At 43.5% G+C, this 12,618-nt stretch carries 11 protein-coding genes; 6 read left to right on the top strand and 5 right to left on the bottom strand.

Translation table 11 applies throughout. The features are described from left to right. The first annotated feature begins 4 nt into the window (after positions 1-4). Positions 5-604: an urea carboxylase-associated family protein gene (locus ACHZCY_RS03690; RefSeq protein ID WP_319547886.1), complete on the top strand. Its 600-nt coding sequence runs from the start codon at positions 5-7 to the stop codon at positions 602-604. A 21-nt stretch (positions 605-625) separates the two neighbouring features. Beyond that, positions 626-1,768 carry a M20 family metallopeptidase gene (locus ACHZCY_RS03685; RefSeq protein WP_319547885.1) on the top strand — a complete coding sequence of 381 codons (1,143 nt, stop codon included), beginning with the start codon at positions 626-628 and terminating at the stop codon, positions 1,766-1,768. A gap of 756 nt (positions 1,769-2,524) precedes the next feature. Here ACHZCY_RS03685 and ACHZCY_RS03680 read toward each other — a convergent pair. Further along, positions 2,525-3,499 carry a GlxA family transcriptional regulator gene (locus ACHZCY_RS03680; protein WP_319547884.1) on the bottom strand — a complete coding sequence of 325 codons (975 nt, stop codon included), beginning with the start codon at positions 3,497-3,499 and terminating at the stop codon, positions 2,525-2,527. A gap of 110 nt (positions 3,500-3,609) precedes the next feature. On the opposite strand from ACHZCY_RS03680, the gene ACHZCY_RS03675 reads away from it, so the two are divergent. The 3 genes from ACHZCY_RS03675 (at position 3,610) to nrfA (ending at position 7,185) form a co-directional block, all read left to right on the top strand. Then, on the top strand, positions 3,610-4,404 hold the full coding sequence (locus ACHZCY_RS03675; RefSeq protein ID WP_319547883.1) for an MBL fold metallo-hydrolase: 795 nt from the start codon (positions 3,610-3,612) through the stop codon (positions 4,402-4,404). Positions 4,405-5,133: 729 nt separating this feature from the next. Beyond that, positions 5,134-5,661, top strand: coding sequence for a cytochrome c nitrite reductase small subunit (nrfH, locus tag ACHZCY_RS03670; protein ID WP_205221953.1), 528 nt, complete (start codon positions 5,134-5,136; stop codon positions 5,659-5,661). A gap of 12 nt (positions 5,662-5,673) precedes the next feature. Continuing rightward, positions 5,674-7,185: an ammonia-forming cytochrome c nitrite reductase gene (gene nrfA / locus ACHZCY_RS03665; protein WP_319547882.1), complete on the top strand. Its 1,512-nt coding sequence runs from the start codon at positions 5,674-5,676 to the stop codon at positions 7,183-7,185. Between the two features lie 256 nt (positions 7,186-7,441). Here the strand turns inward: nrfA and ACHZCY_RS03660 are convergent, their stop codons facing one another. The 4 genes from ACHZCY_RS03660 to ACHZCY_RS03645 all read right to left on the bottom strand — a co-directional run bounded on the left by ACHZCY_RS03660 (position 7,442) and on the right by ACHZCY_RS03645 (position 11,017). Further along, positions 7,442-7,606, bottom strand: a complete 165-nt coding sequence (locus ACHZCY_RS03660; RefSeq protein WP_319547881.1) for a hypothetical protein — start codon at positions 7,604-7,606, stop codon at positions 7,442-7,444. A gap of 92 nt (positions 7,607-7,698) precedes the next feature. After that, positions 7,699-8,538, bottom strand: a complete 840-nt coding sequence (locus ACHZCY_RS03655) for a substrate-binding periplasmic protein (RefSeq protein ID WP_319547880.1) — start codon at positions 8,536-8,538, stop codon at positions 7,699-7,701. A 362-nt stretch (positions 8,539-8,900) separates the two neighbouring features. Further along, complete coding sequence (locus ACHZCY_RS03650) at positions 8,901-9,575, bottom strand: response regulator (RefSeq protein ID WP_205221949.1); 675 nt, start codon at positions 9,573-9,575, stop codon at positions 8,901-8,903. After that, the gene (locus ACHZCY_RS03645) at positions 9,572-11,017 is read right to left on the bottom strand and encodes an ATP-binding protein (protein WP_319547879.1); all 1,446 of its coding nucleotides are present in this window, start codon (positions 11,015-11,017) and stop codon (positions 9,572-9,574) included. The genes ACHZCY_RS03650 and ACHZCY_RS03645 overlap by 4 nt, the downstream gene beginning before the upstream one ends. A 207-nt stretch (positions 11,018-11,224) precedes the next feature. On the opposite strand from ACHZCY_RS03645, the gene ACHZCY_RS03640 reads away from it, so the two are divergent. Further along, positions 11,225-12,604 carry a TolC family protein gene (locus ACHZCY_RS03640; RefSeq protein WP_319547878.1) on the top strand — a complete coding sequence of 460 codons (1,380 nt, stop codon included), beginning with the start codon at positions 11,225-11,227 and terminating at the stop codon, positions 12,602-12,604. The last annotated feature ends 14 nt before the right edge of the window (positions 12,605-12,618 follow it).

Genomic DNA, 12,618 nt, shown 5'->3' with positions numbered 1-12,618 from the left:
AACAATGAGTAACCTACAAACAATACCAGCTAGAAAAGGAATGGCGGCAAGAGTTGCTAAAGGGCAGTGCATAAAAATTGTTAACACTCATGGGGCACAAATTGTTGACACGTGGGCCTTCAGCACTCATGATTTGACGGAGTTCCTTTCTATGGAGCATATGCGCGCCTACCTTGATAAAGTCATTCCTGGGGAAGGGGATGTGCTGGTAAGTAATCGACGGCGGCCAATCCTTACATTCGCTAAAGATACCTCACCAGGTGTTCACGATACCCTTATCGCTGCCTGCGATATTTATAGGTATATAGGTCTTGGCATTACAGAGTATCACGATAACTGCCAAGACAACATGTATGCTGCTATGTCCACTCTTGGGTACAAAGCTCCTGAGTGTCCTAGTCCGTTAAATCTGTGGATGAACACCCCTGCAACCGGTAACACAATAGAATGGCTGCCGCCAAAATCAAGTCCTGGTGATTACGTTATATTAAAGGCTGAAATGGACTGTATTGTCGCCATGTCTGCCTGCCCGCAGGATATAGTACCTATAAATGGTGAACAGTGTACCCCCACTGAAGCACATTTTGAAGTATATACCCCCTGAAACTCATCCACCTTGTATCGCATGAAAAAATTATCGGCTTCTGTAGCACTTGCCCAACAACTGGTTGGCTTTGATACCCGAAACCCTGGAAGTAACGAGTTAGAATGTATCACTTTTCTTTCAGAGTTACTCAACAGGGAAGGGTTCGATTTAACCGTATTGTCATTTGATGAAAATCGCCCAAGTTTGGTTGCTAGTTTCGGAGAAGAAAAAGGACCGGCATTTTGCTTTGCCGGGCATATTGATACAGTGCCGTTGGGAAAGAAAGAATGGGCGTCAGATCCTTTTGGTAGGGATATAAAAATGGGGCGCTTATATGGTCGCGGATCAAGTGATATGAAAAGCGGTATTGCCGCCATGGTGACTGCGGCATGTAATTTAAAAAAAAGGCTCCCGAAAGAGAACAAACTCATTCTCATTATAGTAGCTGGTGAAGAGAGCGGGTGCCAGGGCTCTTATCATCTGGCACAAAATGCGGGAGTTATAGGTAGGGCAGGTGCCCTTGTGATTACTGAACCTACCAACAATTACCCTTTGGTCGGCCACAAGGGTGCTCTCTGGCTTGATATTGCTTTTAAAGGGAAAACTGCGCATGGCGCGATGCCGCATAAAGGGGTAAACGCAGTGTATAAGGCTGCTGAAGCTGTACGGCAATTAGAGGAGTTTACTTTTAATATGGAGCCGCATCCCTACTTAGCGTGTCCAACATTGAGTGTTGGATACCTTCATGGTGGGATAAATGTTAATTCTGTTCCTGATGGTGCGAATGTTGGAGTTGACATTCGTACCATTCCAGGCATGAGTAACGAAGATTGCATCAGGCAAATTGGTTCGTTGCTTGGCGGCAGTGCTGAGATTACAGCGAAAGTCAATGTTTCTCCATTGTGGACCGACCCTAATCTTCCCTGGGTGAAAAATGTATATGCTACTGTTGCTCCAATTTTAGGAGAGGTGCCCCGACCGCGAACAGTTGCGTTCTTTACTGACGGCCCTCCCTTAAAAGCTGCTTATGGAGGCATTCCAACTCTAATACTTGGCCCAGGAGACCCATCTTTGGCACACCAAACAGATGAGTATTGCCCGATAAAAGAAATTGAAGATGCAACTTTTATCTATGAGCAACTAGCCGAAAGTTGGTACAATTTTTCGCCTGATAAGTGTTAGCAAAAATGAGGGCTTAAATCAAAGCGCGATACCCTTGCTTCTTTTCATTTTGTGTGCATTGAAAAGGTTATGCTGGGCTATATAACTAATGACAAGAGGCTGGTCGTACGATCCGATTAAGATACTTGCTGATAACTTTCGCAACAAAATGCTGTGACAGGAATTTAACTCCATATAAGTTACCAAAATGGAGATACCTTCCCCCTAGACCTCAGTATTGGCTGGAAATTCAGCTGATTATTTTTTGCCAAAAATGAAATCAGAAGTCGGTAACTGGTTGCAAACAAGGGTAAATTAAGATCCTTAGCAACAGGAGACGGCCAGTGCCCAATAATACATTTACTTCAAGCTGCAAGCTTTATTTTCTGTTGCCGTTATTTATTTTCCACTACTCTGATGAAGTTGGCCTTAAACTCACTGGGAATCAACGTGTCACGCTTTCTTTCTATGTAGGTGGCCATGGTAAATGATGCAAACATCCATTTTTTGATCACGGAATGCGGTGGAAGGGTGCCTTAAAAACAAAAATCGATAATGTAACATTAGGATTGCCGATTTAAATCTTATACTCCTTCCATTTTGCTCTGGGATTAGCTTATTACTGTGAAGATCCGGATTCAACAAAAAAATAGGGTGCTCTCTCCTACCTGCCTGCCGATCAGTAGGTGCACAGGAATAAGGTTTCGCAATTGTTTTTCAGAAACCATTATACCTTTGTCATACCAATCTTTAATTGCTCAATCGAGAACAAGCCTTTCAGAACAAAGAGAATCTTTTCCTATAATCGGAAGGGGAAAGGCCGGTATTTTTTCTAAATAATCTACGGAATGAACTCGTATCCTCATATCCCACCTCGTATGTTATGGAATCAAATGGTTGGCCTGTCCTTTCGAGAAGTGTTCTGGCTTTCCCTATCCTGAGATGTTGAATGTACTCAAGGGGTGTATTGCCAGTTGCCTTTTTAAACCTTCTCATAAATGTTCTCGAACCCAAACCAGCAATTTCAGCAAGAATCGAAAGAGAGATTGTGTTTGTGATATTTTCCTCTATCCATTGTTGTACCTTTAAAACCTCTTTATCATTGTGCCTTATGTTGAAATTCAGTCCTTTGTAAGGAGTTTGCAGTCTTCTGGAAGGGTCGATCAGGAGTAATTTTGACAATGTTGAGACCAGCTCTGATGATCCAAACCTGCCGGCAAGATAGATTGATAAATCCAGATAAGCTGTTGCTCCCGCCGCGGTGATAAAATCACCTTCATCAATTATCATTTTTTCTTCCTTAAGAAGTACATCCGGGTAACGTTTCTGAAAATCTTCTGCAAGGTTCCAATGGGTTGTCGCTTCCCTGTTGTTGAGAAGACCGGTCTCTGCAGCCAGAAATACTCCGGCACACACAGCGCATATTATAACCCCCTTTTTATTTTGCCTGTATAACCAATCTGTCAGCTCCATGTTTGATAAGACTTGATTCAAGTCTCCATGAATAACAGGGATAAAAATAACATCTAGGTCCTTGCAATTATCTTTACCGTGGTGTGGGTATATTTTCGTCCCGAGAAAACAGGTTGTAGGTGATCCATCATCTGTAATGACTTTTAAACGAAATAAATCACTCTGTGTATTATCAACCGAACGACTCCACTCACGTGATGCAATAGTGAGTACGTCTAATGGCCCGATAATACTAGACTTCATACTGTTTTCGACAGCTAAAATAGCGATATTGATCATAATTGCCCAAACCTACGTGTCTTAATTCGCATTATTTTTGTCGATAGTGACACTTCTCATCGCCAACATATAGTTATATATTTGTAAGAAATCAAACATGGAGATGAGTTATGAAGATACATCATTTGAGAAACGCAACATTTGTAATTGAGGCAGGCAAGCATCACATTTTAATTGATCCCATGTTGAGTGATAAAGGGGAGTTACCTCCATTTTCATTCTTTAAATACAAAGCAAGACGCAACCCCATTGTCCCTCTTCCAGAAATCGCAGCTCAATTGCTTGACAAGGTGACATGTTGTCTGGTTACCCATAGCCGGACATTTGGTATCAAAGCTTTGCAGCACACAGACCATCTGGATGCTTCTGGAGAAGCTATGCTGATACGAAAAGATATACCAGTTCTCTGCAGACGGCGAGATTCTGCTTATCTAGAAAAATATGGGATCAATGTCCAAATGGCGTTGGGCTATTGGGACGCGCAATCTTTTGAGGGGGGAGAGATCATTGCAGTTCCAGCCAAACACGGCCATGGCTGGAACCATCGGTTGATGGCTAACGGGGCTGGCTTTTACATTCAGTTACCGAATGAACCATCAATTTATATTAGTGGTGATACCGTTTATACAAACGATGTTGAGCGGGCTCTAAACGAACTGAAGCCAGATATTGCTGTAGTTGCAGCCGGAAGTGCGAGTCTTGACATTGGTCCTCCCATATTAATGACATTAGAAGAAATTCTGACTTTTGTTCAGAAAGCACCTGGCATAGTTATCGCTAATCATCTGGAGGCTCTCAACCACTGCCCTACTACTCGGGCCCAACTGAAAGAAATCCTAAAACAACATGATTTGCTGTCAAAAACGTTTATCCCAGATGATGGAGAGGTATTGACTTTTGGATGAATTGCCATGCGAGTAAAAAAAGTAATTGAGGGAGCTTAGGAGTGGCAAGGTTAAGAGAGACCCAAATATGTGCGGTTATGCTTCTTCCTGTATCTATTCGATAATTTCACCGACAAGCTTGTTCCATATTTTTTTCCCCTTGCAAGATAGTACTTTCCTGTTGGGTCAGGAGAGGTGGTATTGTCGAGGAAATAATACTCACACTTAAGTGCAGACTCCACCATGAGATATAGGGCCGTAGTAAAATGTATCGCATGCCTCGAGTCCATGGCTTGCCTGACCAGGCACTACATTGCTGGAGATTCAAGATTCCCATAAAATGTGATTTTTCGTTAACACATTTGGCATTTGTTCCTGATCATGTTAATAATGTGTCTTAATATAGGATTAGAAGTAGGGGATTCTGGTATCTCTTGCGCTCCTAACTGTCAGCCTTAATTTAAAAAGCTTGTAGAAATTCATACCGTATTTGTTCATATAAGAAATCGTCTTGAGTGCTTGGATTTCATTGTAAAATTTTACGTAACTACTCACCGGGTTGGTAACTCTCTGATTTATTATACCTAATACCTGTACGTAGTTACGATTTGCGATGAATGCAATTATCAATCAACACTTTAAGGAGGTGATATCATGGTGCAAGAACCTGAAACGTGAGGAGGTTCATATATCGTGTTTTTCTTTCTTTTTGTGATTGGTTAAATCACTGAACTCATTGGGATCTCATATATGAAAACAGGTAGATTACTTGCATTCAGTTCAGTCGTTACCTTTATCATAGCTGTTGTAATGCTGGGATATATGGTACACGCATCCAAAGCCCTCTCTTACCTGTCGAAAGACCCCCTTGCCTGTATCAACTGTCACGTGATGAATACCCAGTACGCCACATGGCAGCACAATTCTCATCGCAGAGTTGCCAGCTGTGTCGAATGCCATCTTCCTACTCATTCGTTTGTCGGTAAGTATATGGCTAAGGCCAGGGACGGCTGGAATCACTCTGTTGCCTTTACCCTCAACACCTATCAAAACAATATTCAGATAAGTGAAGATGGTGCAAATCGCGTTCAGGCGAATTGTTTGTCCTGCCATGCAAAACTTGCAGAAACGATTGTTTCCAACAGCGATCGATTTCATGATTTTAATGGTACTACCGGAACGGTGAGAAAATGCTGGGAGTGCCATCGAGAGGTACCCCATGGCAAGGTAAGAAGCTTATCAACAACTCCCAACAATCTTGGGGTTCGAGAACTTTAATTCGTGGAGGAGATGGTGAACAAGTTTAAACTACTATTAGGCGGATCTGTTACAGCAATAATTGCCATGGGGTTTATGGCAAACTCTATAAACGGCAAGCAAGCCGAAAGAAAAGAACTCACTACCAGTCCTGTTGTGAAGGCGGAAGGCATCGAGAGTAAAAACGAGGTTTGGGCTAAATATTTTCCACGACAGTATGACTCCTGGAAACAGACCCGAAAAAACGATAAAATTGATGATATGCTGGCCAAAAAACCCCAGCTGGCTGTGCTGTGGGCTGGCTATGGATTTGCAAAAGATTACAATGCTCCCAGGGGACATTTTTATGCGCTGCAAAGTAATATTAATACACTGCGCACAGGGGCTCCGGTTGGACCTGCTACAGGACCGATGCCCACAGCCTGTTGGACATGTAAATCACCTGATGTTCCCCGAGTTATGGAAGAAGAAGGGGAAAATGAATTTTTTACTGGAAAATGGGCTCGGCTTGGTGACCAGATCGTTAATCCTATTGGTTGTGCCGATTGTCATGACAGCCAAACTGCAAATCTGGCAATTTCGCGTCCATACCTTAAACGCGCGTTAGAAGCCAGTGGAACCAATCTTGCAGATATCACCCACCAGGATATGCGTTCGCTGGTATGTGCTCAGTGCCATGTCGAATATTATTTTAAAACGACAGAATATACTGACAAAGACGGCAAGGAACAAGTTGCTAAAGTTGTCACCCTTCCCTGGGCAGAAGGTTTAAGTGGCGAGTCAATGGAGATCTACTACAACAATTATGGATTTTCAGACTGGACGCATAAAATTAGCAAAGCTCCAATGTTGAAGGCACAGCATCCTGGTTATGAGTTATATAAAACCGGCATACATGCCCGACGAGACGTTGCATGTGCTGATTGCCATATGCCATACAAGCAGGAAGGTTCAGTGAAATACTCCGATCATCATATCGGCAATCCTCTGGATAACATCGCAAACACATGCCTTAACTGTCATAAAGAATCGGAAGAGGAATTTAAATCGCTGGTAAAACGAAAGCTTGATAGAAAAGATCAGCTTATGGACATTGCCATGGATAACCTTGGAAAAGCACACCTTGAAGCAGGCAAGGCGTGGGAATCAGGGGCCACTGAAGAGGAGATGACTGAAAGCCTCGAACTTATCCGATCCGGACAATGGCTGTGGGATTATTCGATTGCAAGTCACGGTTCTTTTTACCATGCACCGGAAGAAACCTTGAGACTGCTGAGTGTCGCAAATGAGAAGGCCCAACAGGCAAGATTAAAACTGACCATGGTATTGGCCAAGCATGATGTATTTGATTACGTCGCGCCCGATTTTTCAACCAAAGAAAAGGCCCAAGAAATAGCTGGTGTGCCCTTACAAAAGCTTGTGGACGAAAAGTTGGCTTTCAAAGCCTCACTGCTGCAAGAATGGAATAAGAAGGCAGCTGCAGAAGGTCGACTCAACATGGATACACGGAAGGGTATGAGTGATAACTCCTCATACTCCAAATAAACCTTCACCACGTATATCGTAGATAGGGCTGTTGGTCATGTTGGCCAACAGCCCTTTTTTCCTTTTGTACAATCTTAGCAAAAAAGATTGACGCGATGGCCCATGAAAAACGTTATAATTCTTCTTTGCCGCTTGGCGCGATTCGAGACGAGGCCCAGCTCTCAACCATTCAATCTTTTGTATTTTCTGCTCCTGCGACAACGCCGCATATGATAAAAGCAAATTTCACCCAAAGAGAAAGCTTTTCACAAAATGTTTATTCTTTTTCGCTACTGCTCTTCTCCTCTGTAGCGCCGTCAGGCTTATCTATTGCCACGTTGTTTTCTTTTTTTTCGACAACACAGTAATCAGAAAAATTATCCATGCCGGTATGTCCGCACCAGCTATCGTCTGCCCAATCTTTTTCGTGAATGTTGTTCATTTTCTTTCCTGTTTTTTTTTGGGTAAGCTTTGTTGTCGCTCTTGTACTCATTTGCAGTGTTGATAGGACGTTATCCTGTATATTTTTAGATCCTATTCAGATAACTGCATGTCATATTTTCCCTGTTCGAGCTCCTTGTGAAGGGCATCATATCGTCCATGAGTACGAAGTTTTTGCAGTCCTTCATTAAATAGTTTTAACAATCGTATGTTTTCTGGGATTTGTTTGGATAAGAGTAGATGATATTTTCGTTCTTGAACAACAGTTGGCGAGTAGGCAATCTGATTGCGCTCTTTTTCGGTTAAAGTAGTGTTCAAAAAGTAGCGCCCTACATGTTTCACTTGAGGCACAGCGTCTACATCCCGCCAATATAATTTTTTAAACAGGATGTTGTAATTTCCACCCCGCGAAATTTTTAAAATGCCACGTTTTTCGGCTTCTTCAAAAAGGGGGTATGCTGTATGCAGTGTCCCACCGATGGTTTTGCCCTGTAAGTCCTCAACAACCTTCCAGTCAAGCGGTTTGCTTTTTAAATGAAATAAAATTTCGGTGTCTATGATAACAGGGTCACTATATAAAAAATCTTTGGCCCGCTCCTCTGTATACACCCATATGACTGTACCATTCCACGTTTTACCATGAACATCTTCTCCCGCTTTGGCATAAGCATACGATCTTTTCCAGGGGAAAAACCCATATTCCACGGAAATTCCCACCAATGCAAATGCTTCTGAAACCACATGAGAAGCAAATCCATAATGAGGTAATTTGTTAGAGAGATAGGGTGGCCAGCTACCATTCGTTATACTGATTACTTCCTTAGCAGGTGAGGAGACAGGTAGCATGAAAAAAAGAAGCAGGTGCATAAACAAACTGATCGTCCAGTATTGTCTAAATCCGGTCGATTGCAATCGTATATGTGGTATGGGCATTCTTTTCATAATCCAATTGTAGAATTAGATCATTGGCCGCCTGTTTTTTTATTTTGGAGAATATTTCTTACTTTGCAATACGCGGGTCGGTTGAGCAGGTCCGTGTTGCCGATTGTTTGTCTGAAACTGTTCAAATTTGCTTTTCTTCCCACTACCAGGAGCGGCTGGGTATAAATGGAGCAGATTCGAAAAAGTCATAAATATCATTAAATGATATAATGATATTAAATACAGAATGCCAGCACATAATTTTTAATTTAGCCATTTTTTTTAAACAATATAACACGTTAGTAGGACCGTGAAGTGTATCTTGCAGGTAACCTGTTCTCAAACTAACGTTTGTCCTCTCTTTTTATTTCAATTCATGACTCTTCATATTTGTACCCGACCCCATACACTGAGTGAATAAGTTCGAACCCTGGCTGTATGTTGCTGATTTTTATGCGAAGTTTTTTGATATGGCTGTCAATGGTTCTGTCATTTACAATTCGACGATCAGGATAGATGGTATCAATCAGCTGATCCCTGGAGAAAATCCTTCCTGGCTGTGCATAGAGAGTGACAAACAATTGAAATTCGACAGCCGTCAGATTAAGGTTTTTATCCTTCAGCAACACCCTGTATCCGGCCTCGTCAATGGTGATCGGGTTAGCTGTCCTGTCTTGCTCTCCATTTTCCGTTCGCCTGAGCACTGCTTTCACCCGAGCAACCACCTCACGTGGACTATAAGGTTTGCAGATATAATCATCTGCCCCCAGCTCAAGGCCAAGCAGACGGTCCACCTCGTCGACTCTGGCCGTGGTCATGATGATAGGTACTGTGGAGAAAGTGCGTAACTCTCTGCATACAGCAACCCCGTCCAATTCAGGCAACATTATATCCAGCAGAATAAGTGCAGGATTATGCCGTCGCACCCAGGGCTTTACCTCCATACCATTGTCAATAACGTGAGGAGAATAGTGTGATGCTTTCAGGTAATCATACAGCAGCTCAGCTACTGAAGGTTCATCTTCGACTATTAAAATTTTCCTATTCATGATGATTCTCCCAAAAGGGGCAAAGTAACCTGCACCCATAATCCTCCTGTGGGAGAATGGGTGGCAGTGATTGTTCCATTATGGGCAGTCACTATCTGTTGACAGATTGCAAGACCAAGTCCGGCACCGCCAAGGGATCTGTTACGGCTTTGCTCAACCCGAAATAGACGGTTGAAAAGTTGCGGTAACGCTTCGTCTGGAACTCCTGGTGCTGTGTCCATAATGTCCAATTTCATATTCGAGTTATCTCTATGCAAACTAATTTCTATGGCTCCCCCCTGCTCTGTATACGTAATACTATTGCTCAGCAAATTATTGAAGAGCTGCTGCAGGCGTTGCTTGTCGCCGGAGATAATGAGCGGTTTCTGTTCCGTGTCAAGAAGGAGGCGGAGTTTAGCTTTTTCAGCATCGTTTTGTCTGGCTGTTACCTCGTCAGCAAGTAAGGCGCGAAAGTCAATCTGTTCCTGGTAAAACGAGAGTACTCCTAATTCAGAAAGAGACAAGTCATACAAATCTTCCACAAGCCTGTTTAGTCTCGATACGCCCTGGTGCAGATTGGAAAATGTCTGCTGGTCAGGCTGACGAATTCCATCCTGTACTGCCTCTATTTCGCCCTGGAGACTTGTCAAGGGGGTCCGGAGCTCATGGGCAATATCACTGATCCATTGTTTTCGCTGGGTTTCAGTTTTGCCCAACGTCTCTGCAAGGGTATTGAAATCTCGTGAAAGCGCGCCGAGTTCATCGTTCGAGGTAACTTGCACACGGGTGGAATAGTCGCCGCCAATGAGCCGTCTAGCTGCTGCTGAAAGCCGGCGTACAGGCTTGGTCAGCTGAAAGGCCAGAGGTAGAGATAAGCCAATGGAAATAAGGATGGCGGCCAGAGCTACCAGCACGATGATTAATTTTTGTTTTTTAACAAAAAGCAGCTGGTGGCTGTCCTGGAAAAACTCAGGAGGGTAAAGACCGATAGCACCGATTTCCTGTTTTTCAAAAGTAAGCATTCGCAGGTTGGGTAAAGCATCCCCACGTTGACTACCGAAAAAAAGAAGGCCGAATTCATCCAGGATTATTGTACGTTCCAACGGATGGGTGGGGTGTTTTTTATCGTTTGGCGGTTCTTTATCGTTCATCCACGCTGGTAATTCCTTGTTACGAATTTTTTTCTGCAGATATCGTTTCTTTCTCCCCTCGGGGAGGGTTTTAGCGAAAATGCTAAAAAGTTCGTACTTGTCTTGTTTTAAGCTCTCCCAACTTTGATGCTTTGCATAATACGCCTCTAGCTCGGTGGCAACCAACTCCAGCTCTACCTGTTCCTGGGTGTCGATATATTCAAGGAATCCTTTATCAAAACTCCACTGAGTGACCACCCCCATGTATCCGATTACCAATACTGTCGCAGCAAGCATGGACATAAAAAGCTTGTATTGAATGGTAATTTTCATACTTGAATAATTCTCCCTGATGTGAACTGGACTGATTTAAGGATTTTCCTTTTTTTAAGCAAATGATGGCAAATATGCACAGAAAAATTCCATTTACACATTGTTTCCTCATTTCTTACCAATTGTCAGAGTATTTTTGCAGCATCATCTACCAAACAAAGTCTCACTATTTGAATGACTATCAAAAATATGAATACAACTGGATCAATGAAAATCAATCTTGCAGCAGGCATGCTCACGGTATTGCTGATAACGGCATGTAGCACCAAGCCGGTAGCGTTAAATGTGCCGGTTGAACTGCCATCTTCATTTTCGCTGTCAGGTACAGTGGAGCAGGCACCATCGTGGTGGCTATCATTCAATGACCCTACACTGAACGATTTAATTGAGCAGGCTCTGGGAAATAATTTTTCGTTAAAGAGCAGTTGGGACCGGCTTCGGCAGGCAAAGGCTGTTTATCGAAAAACCAGTGCGGAGCTGTTTCCAACACTTGATGGGGAAGCAGAAGGATCGCACAGTGCGGCTGAAAGTGATGGCACCGCTACTAAGACCGATGCGCTCGCCCTCGGTCTTTCAGCCCAGTATGAACTCGACTTATGGGGGAGGATTGGTTCAGCTACGGATGCATCCATGCTGGATATGCAGGCAACCGAAGCAGATTTGGATGCAGCAGCAATGACGTTAACGGCAGAGGTGGCCACCACGTGGTACGAACTGGTTGAACAGACCTGCGCCATCCGTTTATTGGAAAAACAGATAGAAACCAACAGAAAGGGACTGGAAATCGTTTCTGCTCAGTTCAAGACCGGACAGGTCTCGATAGCGGATGTTCTCCAACAACGCCAGCTAGTAGAATCAAAAAACGGCGAGAAAATACAAAAAGAGGCTGAACGTAAACAAAGTGAACACCAGTTAACCATATTGCTTGGTTTGGCACCAGGGGCCAAATCTTACCAAGTACCTTCAACGCTTACGTTATTGCCTGAGCTGCCACGGACTGGAATACCTGCAGAATTGATCCGTCAGCGTCCGGATATACGCAGCGCATTTTTGGCAGTACAAGCAGCCGACAAAAGGGTGGCGGCTGCAATTGCAGACAGGTTTCCGGCGCTACGGTTTACCATTTCGGTGGAGACATCAGGCAATTATGGCGGTGATATTTTCAGTGACTACATAGCATCCTTTGCCTCAAACCTGGTCGGACCGATTATTGATGGAGGGCGGCGCAAGGCTGAAGTGGAGAGGACAAAAGCAGTGGCAGCCGAACAACTCCATGATTATGCCCAAGCCATACTTGTTGCTGCAGGTGAGGTGGAAGATGCACTGATCCAGGAAAAGCAACAACTTCAATATATTAACAGCCTGAAGATGCAGCTTGATCTGGCAACACAAAGTATGGATCAGGTGAAGGAACGGTATCTGAAAGGCGTTGAAAATTACGAGCGGGTACTTTCAGCTTTAACGTCTCTACAGTCGTTGCAGCAAAGCGAACTCACTGCCCAGGCCAATATTCTAGTCAATCGAATCCAGCTATGCCGCTCCCTTGGAAGTGGTTGGGATTATAGCGGTAATCTACGCCGTATATAAACTAAACAAAACAA

This window comes from Desulfogranum marinum, assembly GCF_963675105.2.
Lineage (GTDB): Bacteria > Desulfobacterota > Desulfobulbia > Desulfobulbales > Desulfobulbaceae > Desulfogranum > Desulfogranum marinum.
This window is presented reverse-complemented; position numbering and strand designations above follow the sequence as displayed.